This is a genomic window from Shewanella sp. GJ50-10 (genome assembly GCF_055808815.1).
Map to the genome: position 1 here is coordinate 4,235,918 of NZ_JBVVSS010000001.1, position 19,589 is coordinate 4,255,506.

20 protein-coding genes are annotated in these 19,589 nt (G+C 41.9%); 13 read left to right on the forward strand and 7 right to left on the reverse strand.

The window, feature by feature from the left end; genetic code table 11:
* Positions 1 to 151: 151 nt before the first annotated feature.
* Both AC0L4E_RS17885 and AC0L4E_RS17890 read right to left on the reverse strand, forming a co-directional pair.
* The gene (locus AC0L4E_RS17885; protein ID WP_473680697.1) at positions 152 to 1,375 is read right to left on the reverse strand and encodes an HlyD family secretion protein; all 1,224 of its coding nucleotides are present in this window, start codon (positions 1,373 to 1,375) and stop codon (positions 152 to 154) included.
* Positions 1,372 to 1,716, reverse strand: coding sequence for an MFS transporter (locus AC0L4E_RS17890; protein ID WP_473680699.1), 345 nt, complete (start codon positions 1,714 to 1,716; stop codon positions 1,372 to 1,374). The genes AC0L4E_RS17885 and AC0L4E_RS17890 overlap by 4 nt, the downstream gene beginning before the upstream one ends.
* Positions 1,717 to 1,874: 158 nt before the next feature.
* On the opposite strand from AC0L4E_RS17890, the gene AC0L4E_RS17895 reads away from it, so the two are divergent.
* The gene (locus AC0L4E_RS17895; RefSeq protein WP_473680701.1) at positions 1,875 to 2,927 is read left to right on the forward strand and encodes a helix-turn-helix domain-containing protein; all 1,053 of its coding nucleotides are present in this window, start codon (positions 1,875 to 1,877) and stop codon (positions 2,925 to 2,927) included.
* A 24-nt stretch (positions 2,928 to 2,951) separates the two neighbouring features.
* On the opposite strand, the gene mtr is transcribed toward AC0L4E_RS17895, so the two are convergent.
* Both mtr and plsB read right to left on the reverse strand, forming a co-directional pair.
* Complete coding sequence (mtr, locus tag AC0L4E_RS17900; protein ID WP_473680703.1) at positions 2,952 to 4,196, reverse strand: tryptophan permease; 1,245 nt, start codon at positions 4,194 to 4,196, stop codon at positions 2,952 to 2,954.
* A gap of 11 nt (positions 4,197 to 4,207) precedes the next feature.
* Positions 4,208 to 6,628 (reverse strand): glycerol-3-phosphate 1-O-acyltransferase PlsB, encoded by a 2,421-nt coding sequence (gene plsB / locus AC0L4E_RS17905; protein WP_473680704.1) that lies wholly within the window; start codon positions 6,626 to 6,628, stop codon positions 4,208 to 4,210.
* 417 nt (positions 6,629 to 7,045) lie between these two features.
* Here plsB and lexA point away from each other — a divergent pair, with 417 nt between their 5' ends.
* The 6 genes from lexA to AC0L4E_RS17935 all read left to right on the forward strand — a co-directional run bounded on the left by lexA (position 7,046) and on the right by AC0L4E_RS17935 (position 13,258).
* Positions 7,046 to 7,663: a transcriptional repressor LexA gene (lexA, locus tag AC0L4E_RS17910; protein ID WP_220753247.1), complete on the forward strand. Its 618-nt coding sequence runs from the start codon at positions 7,046 to 7,048 to the stop codon at positions 7,661 to 7,663.
* Entirely contained in the window at positions 7,660 to 8,166 is a 507-nt protein-coding gene (locus AC0L4E_RS17915; protein ID WP_473680707.1) for a cell division inhibitor SulA, read from the forward strand. The genes lexA and AC0L4E_RS17915 overlap by 4 nt, the downstream gene beginning before the upstream one ends.
* A 442-nt stretch (positions 8,167 to 8,608) precedes the next feature.
* On the forward strand, positions 8,609 to 10,189 hold the full coding sequence (gene coxB / locus AC0L4E_RS17920) for a cytochrome c oxidase subunit II (protein ID WP_473680709.1): 1,581 nt from the start codon (positions 8,609 to 8,611) through the stop codon (positions 10,187 to 10,189).
* A 9-nt stretch (positions 10,190 to 10,198) separates the two neighbouring features.
* Positions 10,199 to 11,821 (forward strand): cytochrome c oxidase subunit I, encoded by a 1,623-nt coding sequence (gene ctaD, locus AC0L4E_RS17925; RefSeq protein ID WP_473680711.1) that lies wholly within the window; start codon positions 10,199 to 10,201, stop codon positions 11,819 to 11,821.
* A 1-nt stretch (position 11,822) separates the two neighbouring features.
* The gene (locus AC0L4E_RS17930; RefSeq protein WP_473680713.1) at positions 11,823 to 12,386 is read left to right on the forward strand and encodes a cytochrome c oxidase assembly protein; all 564 of its coding nucleotides are present in this window, start codon (positions 11,823 to 11,825) and stop codon (positions 12,384 to 12,386) included.
* Entirely contained in the window at positions 12,383 to 13,258 is an 876-nt protein-coding gene (locus AC0L4E_RS17935) for a cytochrome c oxidase subunit 3 (protein WP_153913047.1), read from the forward strand. The genes AC0L4E_RS17930 and AC0L4E_RS17935 overlap by 4 nt, the downstream gene beginning before the upstream one ends.
* 10 nt (positions 13,259 to 13,268) lie before the next feature.
* Here AC0L4E_RS17935 and AC0L4E_RS17940 read toward each other — a convergent pair whose 3' ends face one another.
* Complete coding sequence (locus tag AC0L4E_RS17940) at positions 13,269 to 13,487, reverse strand: DUF2909 family protein (RefSeq protein ID WP_102526718.1); 219 nt, start codon at positions 13,485 to 13,487, stop codon at positions 13,269 to 13,271.
* Here AC0L4E_RS17940 and AC0L4E_RS17945 point away from each other — a divergent pair.
* The 6 genes from AC0L4E_RS17945 to AC0L4E_RS17970 all read left to right on the forward strand — a co-directional run bounded on the left by AC0L4E_RS17945 (position 13,486) and on the right by AC0L4E_RS17970 (position 18,230).
* Positions 13,486 to 14,307, forward strand: coding sequence for an SURF1 family protein (locus tag AC0L4E_RS17945; protein WP_473680716.1), 822 nt, complete (start codon positions 13,486 to 13,488; stop codon positions 14,305 to 14,307). The two genes, AC0L4E_RS17940 and AC0L4E_RS17945, sit on opposite strands and share 2 nt — an antisense overlap.
* 40 nt (positions 14,308 to 14,347) lie before the next feature.
* Positions 14,348 to 14,902, forward strand: a complete 555-nt coding sequence (locus AC0L4E_RS17950; protein ID WP_473680718.1) for a hypothetical protein — start codon at positions 14,348 to 14,350, stop codon at positions 14,900 to 14,902.
* Positions 14,902 to 15,882: a COX15/CtaA family protein gene (locus AC0L4E_RS17955; RefSeq protein WP_473680720.1), complete on the forward strand. Its 981-nt coding sequence runs from the start codon at positions 14,902 to 14,904 to the stop codon at positions 15,880 to 15,882. Before AC0L4E_RS17950 ends, AC0L4E_RS17955 begins: the two co-directional genes overlap by 1 nt.
* 14 nt (positions 15,883 to 15,896) lie before the next feature.
* Positions 15,897 to 16,841, forward strand: coding sequence for a heme o synthase (gene cyoE, locus AC0L4E_RS17960; RefSeq protein WP_473680722.1), 945 nt, complete (start codon positions 15,897 to 15,899; stop codon positions 16,839 to 16,841).
* Positions 16,842 to 16,938: 97 nt separating this feature from the next.
* Positions 16,939 to 17,532, forward strand: a complete 594-nt coding sequence (locus AC0L4E_RS17965; RefSeq protein ID WP_473681744.1) for an SCO family protein — start codon at positions 16,939 to 16,941, stop codon at positions 17,530 to 17,532.
* 179 nt (positions 17,533 to 17,711) lie between these two features.
* Positions 17,712 to 18,230 (forward strand): SCO family protein, encoded by a 519-nt coding sequence (locus AC0L4E_RS17970; protein WP_473680724.1) that lies wholly within the window; start codon positions 17,712 to 17,714, stop codon positions 18,228 to 18,230.
* Between the two features lie 153 nt (positions 18,231 to 18,383).
* Here AC0L4E_RS17970 and AC0L4E_RS17975 read toward each other — a convergent pair whose 3' ends face one another.
* Together AC0L4E_RS17975 and AC0L4E_RS17980 are read right to left on the reverse strand one after the other, a co-directional pair.
* A complete protein-coding gene (locus AC0L4E_RS17975; RefSeq protein WP_473680726.1) occupies positions 18,384 to 18,866 on the reverse strand; it encodes a hypothetical protein in 483 nt (160 codons plus the stop codon).
* A 30-nt stretch (positions 18,867 to 18,896) separates the two neighbouring features.
* On the reverse strand, positions 18,897 to 19,289 hold the full coding sequence (locus tag AC0L4E_RS17980) for a hypothetical protein (RefSeq protein WP_473680728.1): 393 nt from the start codon (positions 19,287 to 19,289) through the stop codon (positions 18,897 to 18,899).
* Positions 19,290 to 19,589: the final 300 nt, after the last annotated feature.

Consider the following 19,589-nt stretch of genomic DNA (forward strand, 5'->3'; position numbering starts at 1 on the left):
CCGTTTTAAGCCTGCTGTCGAGTGACTCTGGTAACTATTTACCCCATAAAAAAACGTCCTCATAAGAGGACGTTTTTATAAAGCGCTAAATCTCAATGCTAAACAAACTCTCACCTAACTAACGATGATTAATTAATATCTGCAGCCTTAACTAGATAGACCAGATATAGTAAATCTGAGATTTCATTCGAATAATAATGCCGCGTATCACATCTAAAAAGCTCATGAACTCAGCAGGTTTAGTACCTGATACCCAAGCTAAACCTACCGAGCCTACAGGGATATCATAATTGTCTGACTCTTGCAGTTTAAGGCGGACAAAGTGATGCTTATTGTTAATGTTCTGCCCGGTCGTTTGCCTAACATTGTCATCACGGGCTAATAAACTGCCTTGTGCTTCACCTGTCGCTTCAATAATACCTTCAACTTCAGCGTTGAAAATCTTGCTTGGGTAAACCGCCGAAGCAAACTCGGCCATTTGCCCTACTTCGACATTACGAATGGCTTGATGATTCACTCGCATCAACACATACTTTTCATCGGTATACATTTGAATCCGCGGTGCCACACCAACATACTGGCCTTCGCGCATAATGAAGTTAGTCAAATAACCATCAGCGGGTGCGTAAACCTTAGTATTATCAAGATTCCACTGCGCTTGAGCTACATTTTCAATTTCACTTTCTAAGTCCGATTGACGGCTTTCAACTGTTAAGTGCGCCTTTTGAATATCAAGCTTAGCTTTTTGTACTTCAGTTATAGCCTTGGCTATCTGAGTGATGTATGAGTCCACTTTGGCTTGAGCTAAATCCACACTGGTTTGTTGCTCATCCAACTGACTTTCAGTAATAGTGTCTGGCACTTTACTATTTTGCTCTACGTAACGAGCAAGGGTTGTTTGTTTCCACGCTAAATCTTTCTTGGCTGCATGTAACTGATTTTTACTGATCGCTTCGTCAGAGTCCGCTGCTTGCAGTTCTTTCTCTGCGATATTGATATCTTCTTTCGCTAAAGATAAGGCCACTGTCGCGGTTTGCTTACCAACAACAGCCTTATTTAGCGCTATTTGGTACGGCTCGTCATCCAGTTCATATATCAACTGCCCTGCTACGACTCTTTCATTAGGCTCAACATAAATACCGGTTACATTTCCTTTGATTTTTGTTGATGCTGGACGTAACTGAATATGGGGCGATTGCACCACCGAGCCACCTGTTATATCCATAGGTGCATAATTTAATAAGCCAACCCAAACAAACATCAACCAACCCGTTCCACCTAAATAGGCAAACGCTTTGGTACCTTTATTCCACGGCATGCCAATCATTCGCAGAATATAAATAAACAGTGCCCAAACGGCTAAACCTTCAATCATGAGCTAGTCTCCTCTTTTTCGGGAGTGGCGGTAACAGGGATATCCCGTTCATTCTCTCGCCAAATATCTCTTATACGTCTTAGCGCTTTCCCGCTATCAATGAAGGCAACCATCACAGCTAAAACCCACACCCAGTGCCAGAGAAACCCTATCCAGGTGAGCGCTGTAATTAATCCTATTTGCTGATGGTTTTCTTTGTGCGCCTTATCAATTGGCAGTTCGTGAACTTTCCAAAAGCCAATGCCTGCGGCGGCAACTACACCCACCAATACCACCAAGGCTACCCCGTGAAGTGCAGCATCAACACCTGTATCGACGAATGGCATACTGAATAAACTCATATTGATCTCACCTCGGTAAACTTAGATGTTGCGTAGTGTGCCTCTACCACTTAAAATCACAACAAGAAGTATCCATTCGTATCAATTAACATCACTTTTTGACTCAATCAGATACTTTAATATAATCATTCTGCTCAAATGACTTATGAGAAATAGCGATGGCTTTTAACGTTTCTTTTATCCGAGTTTGTTGTGTCATCCCCGTACTTCAAGGGATTGAGAAACATTATCAGATCACTCACTCTGACCTTTCTATTCCCGATAACTTGATCAAAGAGCCAATGACCCTGATCCCTTTCTCTGAAGTGGCTATGTGGTTAAACAAAATTGAATTGTTAACCGGTGATAGTGATTACATGCTCAAAATCCAAAACTATTTGGATATTAGCCGATTTAATATGCCCAATAATTGGTTTCTCGCCACGCCAGATCTAGCGATTACCTTTAGGCGCATTAACTACGCCATGGCCTGTTTTCATTCAGGTGCTAGTTATTATGGCGCTCAATCAAACAGAATTATTAAATGGTGTTATCGCAACGATTACTTGAGTAAGAAGGCAAAGTCTCATGACTCGCTGCGAGTAGCGCTAACGTTATTAAACACCTGTAAACACTTCCTTGGTAAAGATTATCAACCTAAAAAAGTGATGCTAAGTGGGCCTTCATTAGGGCAATTGGGGGTTGAACAAGCTTTCGGCTGCCAAGTCACTTGGAATGCTCCGTTAACGGAAATTTGGTTAGATATTGATTCATTAATAAGTTCTGAAGAAAGCTTCTTATCTTCGCTTTCAACCACAGATCAAATCAAAAAGAATAACAGCAGTAGTATTTCGCTCAATCAACTCGACTCGTATTTAAATATGCCGCAGCCTCATGACACGCCCAAAGTGCTCTATGAATTAGTAAACTATATTCGTTTTTATGGCTTACCAACGGTGGATTCATTGGCAGATTTATGTGGATTTTCAAGGCAACAATTGCAAAGGCGATTGCAAAAAAATGGCTTTAGCTTTACCGAACTGATGCGCTACATCTTAGGCAGCTTATCCATCAAATACATGCTGGAAGGCAAGGAGGTTAATGAGATTTCAGCATTATTGGGTTATGCCAGTGTTCGCAGTTTCAGTAAAAGCTTTCAGCGATTACACCGCCAAACACCGACCCAATACATTGAAAAACTGCATCAAAAAAGCCCTCACAAGAGGGCTTAATAAAGCGATAATATTACAGACTAATTATCGATATACAGGCAACAAATCAGCCATTGCTAATAAATGGCATGCTGCAGTTAATACACCAAACAAGATAACAACCACAACTAAAGGCGTGCCGCCCGGTACTCGGAAGCTATTCTCGTCAGGGAACATTTTACGCGACTTGTAGGCCATCATTGCAGGCACAATAGCAGCCCAAATGGTTGCCGCTAATGCTGCAAAACCAATGGCAATCAAAAAGCCATTTGGGAATAACAAGCCTAAAACCGTAGGAGGAATAAAGGTTACAGCCGCTGTTTTAATTCGTCCATTAACCGACTCATCAAAGCCAAACAGATCAGCAAGGTAATCGAATAAACCTAAGGTGACACCTAAGAATGAAGAAGCGACAGCCAAATTAGCAAATAGAGTCAGCATGGTGTTTAGCCAAGCATTAGACATGACATCCGATAATGCACCCACCAATACGCCCATATTACCGCCTTGAGCAATAATATCGTTGAACTGGCTGCGAGGAATATTACCCATGGTTGCCACTAACCAGCAGCTGTAAATCACTAACGCGATGAAAGTACCAATACAGATGGCTTTAATAATTAAGCTAGGCTGCTTGCCGTAATATTTCACTAAACTTGGCACATTGCCATGGTAACCAAAACTGGTTAAACCAAATGGAATGGCAGCTAAAATATAAGGCGCAAAACTTGCTTCACCATCTGGCACTAATAGCTTAACGCTATCAACATCAATGAGGAGATTACCGACTGCTAAAAAGAAGGTAATGATCATTCCGCCCAGCATCACTGTGGTTATACGATCAACTACTTTAGTACTGATCATCACAATAGCAGCAAGTACAAGAGCGAACACTAAGCCTGCAATGCTTTGCGGTAAATGGATCCCCATCCCCGACAAAGTGTGGTTCACGATGGATCCACCGCCACTAATGTATGCGTAAGTCAGAATATATAATACGAAGGTAATCGATAGGCCGTTAACAATACGCCAGAACTGGCCTAAAGTGACTTTGGTTAAGGTGTCAAAACTGTCACCTGGTTTAAAGTGCAAGTTAGTCTCTAGCAGCATTAAGCCTGACACCAACATACAAAACCAAATGCCGACTAACATTGCGATTGAATAGCCAAACCACATGCCAGCACTAACAACTGGAAGGGAGAACATGCCAGCACCAACAGTGGTACCAGCAATAATCATTGCGCCGCCTAACAAAGATTTATTTTTCGGCTGCGTTTGTGTTGAACTCATAAAGTTATTCGTTACCCATGTTCCATAGTCACACTGTCGACTATGGTTTTACGAACAGATAGTCGCAACATACCATTGGCATGATCGCGGATTCGGATGACAGCAAATTGATTGTCACTACCCGATAAGTGCCCTAATTCTTTTAATTTTACACTCAAATTATTGTAGAGTTTTTTATCGTAAAACTCTGGCGCAGTAATTCCGTGTAAAGCACCTAAACGCTGAGCTAGCATGTGGCTCGCGCTTTCTAGATCTGAACGTTCAATATCCGGTTTGTAAGCCAGTAAATTAAAGATAATCGCGTAACGTTGTAATGTCTCACTGACAGTTTCAGACAATAGCATTAACTGGGTAATATTACCTTGATTGACTTCAAACTCAGTTGTACCAGTAATCAAACCTTGCTCAACAAACAAGTCCAAGACATGGTCGACATATGCAGGTAAGTCTTCAATCCCCATAAACAATTCTGCTTTTAGTAATGGGTAGAAATCATTGACGATGCTATGGATCTTCTCACGGCTATGTTCTTCGTATTGCACTAAACAACTAGCAATTAACGAAGGTACAGCCATCAAGTGAATAATGTTATTTCGGTAGTAGCTCATTGCAATAACAGCATGCTCTTCAATCGCAATAATTTCACCAAGCTTATCGCTAGTTGAAGTGAACTTTTTAAGTGACAAACATTGCTCAACCACTTCAGTAGGATTACCTTCCGCTACTGAGGTATAGCCGGTATAAGGCACCTCTTTTAATAGCTTAAGATATAAATCTAACTGTCTTTCAAGCTCGCCGCGCTCTAGCGCATTTTGCTCAGAAGCCAATAACACCATACTGGTTAATGTGACTGAGCTGGCCGCTGCGGCGCTATTAATGTTAGTCATCACTTTATTGGCAAGTGTATTTACCGCTGGGGTTAACCAAGTTGGTTTTTGCTCAGGATCTTGTGCAATTTCTTCGCGCCAATCAGGTGCTTGTTGGTTTAAGAATTGCTGCACGTTAATTGGCTCACCAAAGTTCACATAGCCTTGGCCGAAGTTACCTAATTTACGTAACGCACCAAATACCTGCCATACCGATTCTTTTTGCTTTTTCTTACCGCTTAATTCTTTGTGGTAAGTCGATACTTCCATCACGTGATCGTAGCCTAAGTACACTGGCACTAGTGTTACTGGACGCTCGATACCGCGCAGCACACTGTTCACTGTCATTGCTAACATGCCAGTTTTTGGCGCGAGTAAACGACCTGTACGTGAACGTCCACCTTCAGTGAAGTACTCAACTGAATAGCCTTTAGCAAATAATTGGTCTAAATATTCTCTGAATACTGCGGTGTAAAGCTTATTACCGTTAAAGCTACGACGAATAAAGAAGGCGCCACCACGGCGGAACATCGGTCCTGCTGGCCAGAAGTTCAAGTTAATTCCAGCAGCAATGTGCGGTGGAACCATACCTTGATAATAGAGAATATAAGAGAGTAATAAGTAATCCATGTGGCTACGATGACATGGTACATAAACAATTTCGTGACCATCATGATGCAGCTTACGAACTTGCTCAGCACTCTTAATGCTAATGCCGCTGTATAACTTGTTCCATAGCCAAGTTAAAAAGCGCTCTGCAATACGAATCAGGTTATCAGAGTAATCGGCAGCAATTTCATCTAGATATTCAATGGCCTTTTCACGCGCCTTTTCTTCAGAAATCTTCTTGTTCGCCGCTTCCTCTTGAATCGCTTTAGTGATCGACTCAGATTTAAGTAACGAATTAAACATCGCTTGACGGTTTGGCAATTGTGGCCCCGTCATCACTTTCCGCTGACGTCGGAAATGCACTCGTGCAACACGAATTAACTTGTGAGCAATGCTGACATCAGTGCCGTGCTCATCAGCCATATAACGCAAAGACATCGCGTTTGAGAATTGAATAAAGTTATGACGACCTAAGAATAAAATCATTAGCCACTTGCGAAGCCAAGTCGGGTTTTCACGCTCGAATACGGCAGCGGTCATGGTGTCATCTTCTTTACCAGGAATACGTCCCCAATAAAGGCTAACTGGCACCAATTGAATATCTAACTGTTTATTCTTTTGGTGTAAGTCGAGTAATTTGGTGAAGTTGGCAACAAACTTCTCGCCACTATGGCGTTTGCCAAATAAAGGTTTACGGCCTTCAACACACACAATTCTTGGTGTGTTCAGCCCATCAATATCCAAACGCTCATAAGGACTAGGTAGATTGTACTTTGCAGTAATTTCATTTAGCGCCGCGATATCACTCAGCGACTCTGTCTTCATGACATAGACCACTGGTTTTTCAGGATCTAGGTTTAAGTCAGCGAACGGATCTTCAGGTACAACAACACTGTGCACCATTAGTTTCTGAATCCAACGCAACGATTTAGCAATGATAGAATCTGGTTTTAACATGAGTATTCGCATTATCAACAACGATTTATTGCGCATAGGATACCAGAATCTTGGTGGGATTCACTAACCTGCTTATATGTAGTTAACAATTAAGCATCAAACTGAATCCCCTTACGGCTAATTAGATAAGCAAATAACTCGCTTATTTATGCTTATCAAAAATAAACCACAGTACTGTATAAATATACTGTATCGACTAAAAACCGCATCATTTGTACATCAATGATAATTTAATCAAAATAAAAACCTTTTCAACCAAAATAACTTAAACTATTGATTTTAAATATATTTAAGTTAAACCAACCAGTTATAGATGAATTTTAATCGGCCTCATTCTTAAAATTCATTGGTTAATACTTGCGCGACCAAGGATACTGTATATAATGACAGTCACTGTATAAAAAAACAGGAATCAACATGAGACCTTTAACGCCACGACAAGCTGAAATTCTAGAACTAATTAAATGTAATATTGCCGAGACAGGTATGCCGCCTACTCGTGCAGAAATTGCCACTAGATTAGGCTTTAAAAGTGCTAATGCTGCTGAAGAGCATTTAAAAGCACTTGCTAAAAAAGGTTGTATCGAAATTATTCCTGGTACTTCACGCGGTATCCGCATGATTCAGGAAGAAGAGGAAGTCGAAGAAGGCTTACCACTAATCGGTCAAGTTGCCGCTGGTGAACCTATCCTCGCAATGGAGCATGTTGAGCAATACTTCCAAGTTGATCCTGAAATGTTCAAACCTAATGCTAATTTCTTACTACGCGTTCGTGGCGACAGTATGAAAGATATTGGCATTATCGAAGGTGACTTACTGGCTGTGCACAAGATGCAACAAGCCAAAAACGGCCAAGTTGTCGTTGCCCGTGTTGATGATGATGTCACCGTTAAACGTTTTGAAAAGAAAGGCAATGTTGTTTATCTGCACGCAGAAAATGAACAATATTCGCCGATAAAAGTTGATTTAACATGCCAGAGTCTCACCATTGAAGGACTTGCTGTTGGCGTTATCCGAAATGGAGGTTGGTTATGAACACATTATTAGGTAATGCTCCGCGTCACCCAGGTTTATGGGTAGATATGACCTCAGCCACAGCGCCTGTTAAGCAAGGTATTGAAACCAAACAAAGTGCTAATCAAGGCATCACTGAGCTAACCCAGTTATGCAGCCAGTTAGCAGTATTAAGTCAACAAGGCCGTTGGATTGTATTGATTAATCCACCACATATTGGCTATAAGCAAATATTGGCCAATGCCAATGTTCGTATGGATCGAGTATTACTTGTTCATACCAAAGATGAAGTTGAAACGCTTTGGGCAATGGAAAAAGCATTAACAAGTGGTACTTCCAGTGCGGTTATTACATGGACAACACCATTAGATGCTCGTGATAATCGTCGCATTCAGTTAGTCGCTAAAAGCGCTTTGGCACAAGGTGTGATCATTGAAGATGTAAATACTCACTTACATGATGAACATATGAGTGACAATACTTCAGCAGCACCATCAAGGTTAAATTTATCTGCTTTCCACTAACCGAATCTCTCTTGAAAAAGCCCTTCATTACTGTGAAGGGCTTTTTTTACGCCTTTTTTCAGCAAATTAGATGATAAAGTGATCTTGATCAATATTTAATCTCCAAGTAATGTAGTTAACAAGAGGCTAACAAATTGTTATCACTCTTGAGTTAATAAAACGATAAGAAGCTACAAAACGCTGTAAAAATTGTGCTGGTACCATGCGGTATAGAAAGCCTTGAATAAAAAGCGTCAATTTAAGAATTGAAAAGTTCAGTATTAGGTACAAGTGTGGCCACCATAACCCAATAAAATAATCGAGTATTGATACTCGCAGCCACCGTGTACTTTGAAGTGATCAAACTTTTTCGGGAATTAGAGAAGTTTGCATAGAGCAGAGTATTACTGTGTGACTTTTCCTTGTTGTTATTGCAAATCGCAATTGGCAGAGGAGTGGTCTTGTGAAGCGATTGTTGTATGGATTAATGGTGCTGTTATTTGCAGTACCGCTTGCTGCGGCTGATATGCCGCTTAACATGACACAAGGTGTGACAGAAATCAGTGGTAAGGTTTATGACCTCCATATGATTATTCTATATATCTGTTGTGCGATTGGTGTTGTGGTCTTTGGGATCATGATTTACTCGATGATCTATCACAGAAAATCTAAAGGCGCTAAACCTGCCGATTTTCATGACAGTACCAAGGTTGAAATAGCATGGACTGTCGTGCCATTTATCATCCTTATTGGTATGGCAATTCCTGCCACTAAAACTCTGATAGCTATGGAAGACCCTAGTGATGCAGATTTAACCATTAAAGTTACCGGCTCTCAGTGGAAATGGCATTACAGCTATTTCAACGAAGATGTCGAGTTCTTCAGTTTACTTTCAACGCCAGCAGAGCAAATCCAAGGTTCAGCTGAAAAAACTGAAACATACTTACTGGAAGTCGATAAGCCACTCGTATTACCTATTAATCGTAAAGTGCGTTTCTTGATGACCAGTGATGATGTTATTCACTCATGGTGGGTACCTGCATTCGCGGTTAAAAAAGACGCTAATCCAGGCTTCATTAATGAAGCATGGACAAAAATCGATAAAGTCGGCACCTATCGCGGCCAATGTGCTGAATTGTGCGGAAAAGATCACGGCTTTATGCCTATCGTGGTTGAAGCACTTTCTGAAGCCGATTATGACCAGTGGTTAATTGACCAAAAGCAGCTAGCTGTTGATGCTAAAGCTGCAGCAGAAGCCTCGCTTACGCAAACACTCACATATGATGAGTTAATGACTCAAGGTGAGAAAGTCTATATGGGCGTTTGTGCCGCATGTCACCAACCTAATGGTGCTGGTCTTCCTGGTGTATTCCCATCTCTTATTGGTAGCCCTTTGATTAAAGGTCCTGTTAGCGATCATGTTGATATTGTGGTTAACGGTAAAGCAGGTACTGCGATGCAAGCATTTGCTAAACAGCTTACTGCGACTGAAATTGCTGCTGTTGTGACTTACGAGCGAAATGCTTGGGGTAATAACTCTGGCGATGTAGTGCAAGCCGCTGATATCAATGGTGGCGGTTCTGCGGCAAGTTCAGCGGATTCCGCAACTGACCAAACCGCAACGCCTGTAACCTTACCTGCTGAAATTAATCCGGCAAATGTTGAACAAGCCGTAACCGAAGCCGCTGCAGAAGTTGTGGAAGAAGTTAAAGCAGAAGTCGTACTAGATGATCTGACCATGGATGAACTTATGACCATGGGCGAGCAAGTCTATATGACCAATTGCGCCGCATGTCATCAAGCTGCAGGCACTGGATTACCGGGTGCTTTCCCTTCACTAATCGGTAGCCCAGCCATTACAGGGCCAGTTGAAGGACACATTGAAGTTGTCGTCAATGGTAAGGCTGGTACTGCAATGCAGGCATTTGGTTCTCTACTCACACCGCAACAACTCGCAGCAGTAATTACTTATGAGCGTAACGCTTGGGGTAATGACTCCGGAGATGCTGTACAGGCTTCTGACGTTGATGGTCATGGAAAGTAAGGGATTAAAATGAGCACTATTACACAAGATACAACCGAAGCTCATGATGGTCAGTCTCACGATGACCATGGCCATGATGATCACCATCATGGCGCGCCGAAAGGCATCATGCGCTGGATTTTAACCACTAACCATAAAGACATTGGTTCATTATATTTGTGGTTTAGTTTTTTAATGTTTCTCACTGGCGGTGCAATGGCGATGGTTATCCGCGCCGAATTGTTCCAACCAGGTTTACAATTAGTTGATCCAAACTTTTTCAACCAAATGACCACAGTTCACGGACTTATCATGGTATTTGGTGCCGTTATGCCAGCCTTTACCGGCTTGGCTAACTGGCTTATTCCTATGATGATTGGTGCGCCGGATATGGCACTACCTCGGATGAATAACTGGAGTTTTTGGATCCTACCATTCGCGTTTGCCATTCTATTAAGTTCGTTATTTATGGAAGGCGGTGGCCCCAACTTTGGTTGGACATTCTACGCACCACTATCAACTACCTACAGCCCTGATACCACTGCACTATTTGTATTTTCAGTACACATTATGGGAATAAGCTCAATTATGGGCGCGATCAACGTGGTCGTGACAATTGTGAATATGCGTGCACCAGGTATGACTTGGATGAAGTTGCCACTGTTCGTATGGACTTGGTTAATTACTGCATTCCTGTTGATTGCGGTGATGCCCGTACTCGCAGGTGCGGTCACCATGGTCTTAACTGATAAATACTTTGGTACCAGCTTCTTCGATGCTGCAGGTGGTGGTGACCCAGTCATGTTCCAGCACATTTTCTGGTTCTTCGGTCACCCTGAAGTTTACATTATGATTTTACCCTCATTCGGTATTATCTCCGCCATTGTGCCAACCTTTAGCCGTAAAAAGCTATTCGGTTACTCCTCGATGGTTTACGCCACCTCAAGTATTGCGATTCTGTCTTTCTTGGTTTGGGCGCATCACATGTTTACTACGGGTATGCCAGTATTCGCTGAGCTATTCTTCATGTATTGCACCATGCTGATTGCGGTGCCCACAGGGGTGAAAGTGTTTAACTGGGTTGCAACCATGTGGCGTGGTTCAATTACCTTTGAAACCCCAATGTTGTTTGCAGTGGCCTTTATTATTCTATTCACGATTGGTGGGTTTTCTGGATTGATGCTGGCGATTACACCTGCGGATTTCCAATACCATGATACTTACTTTGTTGTGGCGCATTTCCACTACGTACTCGTAACGGGTGCAGTGTACTCCATTATGGCTGCGGCTTATTACTGGCTGCCGAAGTGGACTGGTCACATGTATAGCGAAACCTTAGGTCGCTGGCATTTCTGGTGTAGCACCATTTCAGTCAACGTGCTGTTTTTCCCAATGCACTTCTTAGGTCTTGCGGGTATGCCGCGTCGTATTCCTGATTATGCGATTCAATTTGCTGATGTTAACCAAATTGTCTCAATTGGTGGGTTTGCATTTGGTTTATCACAACTAATCTTCCTTGCTGTAGTCATTAAGTGTGTTCGAGGTGGAGAGAAAGCTGCGGATAAACCTTGGGAAGGCGCCGAAGGACTAGAATGGACCATCCCAAGTCCAGCACCTTATCACTCATTCACTACACCACCAGAGGTAAAGTGATATGAGCCAGCCAACAAAATCAAACCGTAAATTATTAATAGGTCTCGTACTGGGTTCTATCGGTATGTTCGGCTTTGGTTTTGCGCTAGTGCCGCTTTATGACGTGCTGTGCGATACCTTGGGGATTAACGGAAAACCCCAAGGTACTGCCAGCCAATATGAAGCGGTCGTGGTTGATAAAGATCGCACCATTACCATTGAATTTATTGCCCAAGTACAAGGCAGCATGCCGTGGGAATTTGGCCCTAAGGTGAACACTATGCAGGTTCACCCAGGCGAACTCACTCGTACTGCCTTTTTAGCAAAAAACTTATCTGCTAATCCTCTTGTTGGCCAAGCTATACCTTCGGTATCACCTGGCCAAGGCGCGGCATATTTCAATAAAACCGAGTGCTTTTGTTTTAATCAACAACCTCTAGCTGCAAAGGCTGATGCTGAACTGCCATTAATCTTTTATGTGGATCCAGACTTACCAGATTCCATTAAAACTTTGACTCTCTCTTATACCCTCTATGACATCACAGACAAACAAACTGCGGCCATAGAGCAAGGAGCAGCAAGATGACAACAAAACATGAAAACTACTACGTGCCAGCGCAAAGCGTTTGGCCCATTACCGGCGCAATTGGATTATTCCTCATTGCTTTTGGCGCAGGTTCTTACGTTCAACAATTAGCCACTGAAGATACTTCAGGTGGTTATATCTTAGTGGCTGGTATTGCAGTCATTATCTTTATGCTGTTTGGCTGGTTTAAAAATGTCATTGATGAATCAATGTCAGGCTTATATTCAGCGCAAATGGATCGTTCATTTCGTCAAGGAATGAGCTGGTTTATTTTCTCTGAAATTATGTTCTTCGGCGCATTTTTTGGCGCCTTGTTCTACGCCAGAATGGTCGCAATCCCTTGGCTTGGTGGTAGCTCAAACAACGCCATGACTCACGAAGTATTATGGCCAACCTTTGAAGCCATGTGGCCACTAATCAAAACGCCTGATGGCACCACTACAGAAGCTATGCCTTGGACAGGGTTACCGCTTTATAACACCCTAATCCTTTTAGCTTCTTCGGTCACATTACACTTTGCTCATGTGTCTTTAGAGAAATCAAAACGCGGCGCATTAAAGGTGTGGTTAGGACTTACCATTTTATTAGGTATTGGGTTCTTATTCTTGCAGGTAGAAGAATATGTTCATGCATACCAAGAAATGGGCTTAACCCTATCATCAGGCATTTACGGTAATACCTTCTTTTTGCTTACTGGTTTTCACGGCATGCACGTGACACTGGGTACGGTTTTTCTGATTATCCTATTTTTTAGGGTACTCAAAGGCCACTTCACCCCAGAAAGTCATTTTGCTTTCCAATCGGGTAGTTGGTATTGGCATTTTGTCGATGTGGTTTGGCTATGTTTGTTTATTTTTGTCTACGTGATTTAAATAAACCTAACTAGTACGGCCTAGGGTTGGGGGTTACCCAACCTAGCCCTAAGGCCAGTAATAACAGCACCATGACTAAGGCAGAAAAGATAACTCTACGTCCTAAAAATTGACTCATTGGTTGTTTATTTTCAGCTTTCACCATAATAAACAGGGCTCTAGCTAGATTAAATAATATGAATACAAGCAGCAGTACTAATACAAGCTTGAAAATAACTAAGGTATCCATGGGCTCTCCTTCGCGAGTCTGGCGACTATCTACTGGGTTATTGCTGCTTGTTACTGTGAGTGTGTTTTGTATTTTGGTCAAGTTAGGAGTTTGGCAGCTTGATAGAGCGGAGCAAAAAACCACTTGGCAAGCGACGTTATCAGCAAGACAAGCCGCCAGTGAATTAAGCTTTGATGAACTACTGGCTTTTGGCGCAGATGACAAACTCAGTGGATACCGTCTAAACGTCAACGCTACGCCTGTTAACCAGCAAATATTGCTACTGGATAACCAAGTGTTTGAGGGTCGAGTGGGTTACCTAGCCTATCAAGTATTTCAAGTTTCAAGCTCTAATACGCAAGACCTACCATGGTTATTGGTTGAGTTAGGGTTTGTTGCAGCCAATATCGAACGACGAATTTTACCTGAACTCACACCCGCGCCGTTATCAGCCGTTGACTTAAATGGCCGTGTTTATCAAAAACAGATTAACCCTTTAAGCCACCAGCTCCATGCAGAAGACGGCAATGTGATGCGTTTTCAAAACCTTAATTTACCGGCCTTAGCTGAGAAAATAGGCCACCCACTGGCACCTGTCGTACTGCAGCCAGATTCAATCCCTAATATTGCATTACCTAAGCCTTGGACACCCATTCCATTGTCTGCCCAAAAGCACCAAGGCTACGCACTGCAGTGGTTCACTATGGCGGCGGTATTTTTATCGTTAATGCTATGGATTGGATGGAAATATTTGATTAAAACAACACCTGAAAGCACCACTAGCAACGCAATTGACACTAGTAACACCCTAGAAAATGAAACAAGAACTGAAAACGAATAAAACCAAACTAATAAATTAAGCCGTAACAAGAGGAGCAAGTATGAACTCCCCAGCAAAACCTAAAAATAACAAGGCACTGTTTGCCCTAGTACTGGTATTTATCTTACCAGTGGCCGTCGCAAAGCTGGTATTAAGCATGGACTTATATAATGGCGCTGCAACCAATAAAGGCCAACTCATTCCACCAGAGGTGAGCTATCAAAGCTTATCAATGGAAAACCCGCATCCACAATCTTGGCAACTGTTATACCTATTACCAGAACAATGCTTAGAACAATGTCAGCAACGCTTATACGTACTGCATCAAAGTCATGTTGCTTTAGGGAAACATCAAGATCGCGTCAGCCCGATTATTATGCTGCAACCAGACAGTGACATCGCAATTCTTGAAAAGCTCCAAGTGCCATTTGAAACCGCCAATGCGAGCCAAGCCATCATTGCAATGATGACTGAACAGCAAATGATTATTGTCGATCCACTCGGCAGCTTGGTAATGGAATATCCTGGCATCATCGGCGAGCAAGAAAATATGGCTCAAGGTAAATCGATGATTGCGGATCTAAGAAAGCTACTTAAGCTATCGAGGGTTGGTTAATGGATATAAAAAACCTCCTCAAATTTACCTTAGTATTTACCTTTGCAGTGATATTGATGGGTGCTTATACCCGCCTGTCTGATGCAGGTTTAGGCTGTCCTGATTGGCCGGGTTGTTATGGCCATATTGGTGTACCCAGTGACGCAGCCGATTTAGCCAAAGTAGAAACAAACTTTCCAGATCTCACCGTCGAGCCAGAAAAAGCTTGGCTTGAAATGATCCACCGTTATATCGCTGGCACATTAGGCTTATTGGTATTAACGATTTTAATCATTTGCTTAAAGCGTGCTGATGCACCGAAAAAACTGCCTATATTTATTTCCGCACTGATCTTATTTCAAGCGGCATTAGGCATGTGGACGGTCACCATGAAACTGATGCCCATTGTGGTGATGGGGCATTTAATTGGCGGCTTTAGCTTGTTTGCTTTACTGCTGTTACTTTATCTGCGCACCAAACCATTACGGATCCCGGGTGGCGATCACTACGCCAGAAAGTTAGGGCCATTGGCTATGGTGAGTTTAGTGGTGTTAGTCATACAGATTATTTTAGGCGGCTGGACATCATCAAACTACGCAGCGCTGGCTTGTACCACCTTGCCAATATGTGAGGGCAACTGGATGGATAATTTGCAGTTTGCTAAAGCCTTCTCGCCATTTCAAGGCGATCATCCGAGCTTTGAATATGGTGTCCTTGAATACCCTGCTCGAATGACCATACATGTTACCCACCGAATTTGGGGCGTGATTACCGCCATAAGTTTATGTTGGTTAGCGTTTAAATTACTAAAAGCTCAATCGTCAATCATGCGACAAAGTGCATGGGTTTTATTTGCCCTTGTGGTGTTACAAGTGGGTTTAGGTATTAGCAATATTGTAATGCACCTACCTCTTGGTATTGCAGTCTCACACAACGGCGGCGCAGCGTTACTGTTGTTAACCGTTATTTTTATTAACTATGCGCTGTGGCGTAAAGCATAAGCAAGGATTCAATTATGGCTAAATCACTATCTTTACCCGCAAATGCAACCAAGACGGCTGACACCAGTTCAATGTCTAGCGCTAACAGTGACACTCTACAGTGGCGTGCTTACTTTGAGATGACCAAACCTAAAGTCGTCGCCTTAATGTTACTTACAGTATTAGTGGGCATGTGCTTGGCGCTACCAGGCGCAGTTCCACTACAACCACTGATTTTCGGCATGATAGGTATTGGGATGATGGCAGGTTCTGCCGCAGCCTATAACCATTTAATCGATCGCCGCATCGATGGCTTAATGGCACGAACTTATAACCGCCCGCTTCCGAAAGGCAAATTATCTGCAGTTAAAGCTGTCACCTTTGCCACCACATTAGGCTTAGCAGGCTTTGTTATTTTGTATGCTCTAGTCAACCCACTCACCGCTTGGCTTACCTTTGCCAGCTTAATTGGTTATGCCGTGGTGTATACCGCTTATTTAAAACGTGCCACACCGCAGAATATCGTTATTGGTGGTTTAGCAGGGGCCATGCCGCCATTACTGGGTTGGACTGCAGTTACCAATGAGTTTCATGGTAATGCGCTGTTATTGGTTATTATTATTTTCGCTTGGACGCCGCCACACTTTTGGGCATTAGCGATTCATCGTAAAAAAGAATATGCCAAGGTCGATATTCCAATGCTGCCTGTAACCCACGGCGTTGAATTTACCAAAACCTGTATCTTGCTTTACACTTTCTTGTTAGCTGTCGCCTGTATTTTACCAGTGCTTGTTGGCATGTGCGGCCCAGTTTACTTAGTGGGTTCAACTATTCTAAGTTGCGGCTTTATCTACAAAGCATGGCAGCTTAAGTTTCATGACAAGCAAGGTCTGGCAATGGATGTATTCAAGTTCTCTATCTACCACTTAATGATTTTGTTTCTGGTATTACTCGTCGACCACTACATTTGGGTTAATTAATGCCTCTGCCTATCAACAATTAAGGGCAAATCAGCAATAAAGAGCAAGTCAGCAGTAGAGAGGAAGCAATTTGAAAAAGATAATCGCACTGGCTGTGATGATGTTAGGTTTAGGCGTGGCGGTGGCTGTTAATTTTTCACAGCCTAAGCCACTCGAACTCGCTAGCAGTTATATGTTCGACCAACCAAGAGCATTAGCGCCATTTACTTTGCATGACCAACTGGGCAATGAGTTCACTAATCAACAATTACTGGGCAAATGGAGCTTGGTGTTTGTTGGGTTTACTTCGTGTCCCGATGTGTGCCCAACAACGTTAAATAAGCTCAACGCCGCTTATGCTGAACTGCAATCGGTATCAGAAGATATTCAGGTGGTGTTTGTGTCGGTAGACCCGGACAGAGACTCGCAAACAAAGCGCTTAGATTACATTAACTTTTTTAATAAAGACTTTAAGGCAGTGACCGCTGAACATGCACAGTTATTTCCGTTCACCCGAGACTTAGGCTTTGCCTACGCCATGGTTGGGGACGGAGCGGATTATCAAGTAGACCACAGTGCCAGCTATGTTTTAGTGTCACCCCAAGGGGAAAAATACGCAGTGTTTAAACCCAAACAACAACCAGGGAAGATTCCACAGATTTTGAATAAAGAGCTAGTAGCGGATCTGAAACAGATTATTGAAAGTGCTTAAGTTTTTTATATAAGTATTGGAAATATAACAAAGCCTCAATATGAAAGTATTGAGGCTTTTTTAGAAGGTTGATACTGAGAACTAACTTATATTTGGACAGAAATCAGTTTGTAATTAGCCTTGGCTCATGAGCCATTTGATAGAAATAATTAAGTTTACTCTGACCCCACTTGTTTTATATGTTTGACCAACCAAGAGCATTAGCACCATTTACTTTGCATGACCAACTGGGCAATGAGTTCACTAATCAACAATTACTCGGCAAATGGAGCTTGGTATTTGTTGGGTTTACCTCTTGCCCAGACGTGTGCCCAACAACGTTAAATAAGCTCAACGCTGCTTATACTGAACTGCAATCGGTATCAGAAGATATTCAGGTGGTGTTTGTGTCGGTAGACCCAGATCGGGACTCGCAAACAAAGCGCTTAGATTACATTAACTTTTTTAATAAAGACTTTAAGGCAGTGACCGCTGAACATGCACAGTTATTTCCGTTCACCCGAGACTTAGGCTTTGCCTACGCCATGGTTGGAGATGGTGCGGATTATCAAGTAGACCACAGCGCCAGCTATGTTTTAGTGTCACCCCAAGGGGAAAAATACGCGGTGTTTAAACCCAAACAACAACCAGGGAAGATTCCACAGATTTTGAATAAAGAGCTGGTTGCGGATCTGAAACAAATTATTGAAAGTGCTTAAGTTTTTATATAGGTATTGGAAATATAACAAAGCCTCAATATGAAAATATTGAGGCTTTTTGTTGGGTGAAGGCTAGAAGTTACAAGGTTTAAAGCTCAATAAGTTAGAATAATTTTGTTTAAATGTCATTGCTAATTTGAAAGGTTCCACTTATTAAACTTGTTTTTCAGTAGCTTCTTTACAGGCAGTTTCTAATGCTGCACATAACATCGTTACAGCGTAGATATATTTATATTTTGCTTCGCTTCGATTGTAATCTTTAAAATCGTGATCTAACTCTTTATGAGTTTTCTTAACTAAGCTTTGTAGCATACTCTTTTCAGAACCAGATAAGCACTGATATAAACTTTTAGCATCGTTTTCGTTTAGATTTCCACGAATGTTATGAGCAAAATCATTCCTAAGTTTTCCTAATTTATAAAGTGCACTTTCAAATCGTGGATCTAATCCTAAGCCAACAGCAAGCTGCACTGTCTGATGATATGTAAGCTTCATTTTATCTAAATAGGTTGCACTAACATTAAGTTCCACGATCAATTTGTTGAGATATTGCTCAACATGGATATGTGACCTTATTACTACCCCTAGTTCATCTTCACTATCGAGTGAATCTAGAAACGATACCTTTAAATCCATTGACTATCTAACTCCCTCTTCAACAGCTAGTTAGCTATTGGATTTAAAAAAGTCAGTCATTAAAATACACACACTATTAATTGAAGCGATTAATACTTTTTCTTTTATCAATTCTTTAAATGGCTTATTTTCACCTAAAATCGATAAAGTAGTATTGGTGGCATTCAAACCTTTACTAGTTAAAACTATTGAAATCTGAGAATCATCAACTTCTTTTCTAAGAAAACCTTCACGACTTAACCAATCAATACTACTCCAAATTACTTCATCTACCTGTATATTTTGAAGTTCATTTTCATCAAAGAATACATCTATTGATTCGGTAACATCTTTAAATCCAAATGTTGCTTCCAACGGAAAGGACTCCGTTGCTCGATTAAAAATATCAAAACAAATAATATTAAAAAGATCGATCTTATTCATTTACTGAACCTATTATTAATACATCGCATAAGCAAAGATATTGATTATTAAGCACTCTATCAGAGTTATCTGCAATAAACGAGTGCAGGAAATCTGGCATTTTTTATGCTGAAAGTTGGTTGTTATTGCCATACTTCTTTTGAATCAAGGTCGTGGCGCTTCGCCCACACCAGACGAAAGGGAAACAACAGCATTTCCCTTTTCGATATCCCTTGCCGCCCCTACGAAATTGCTCTTAAAAGCGAGCAAGCCTCATGCTTATTCGAAAATAGCTAACGCTTTAGATAGGCCATCCTTGGC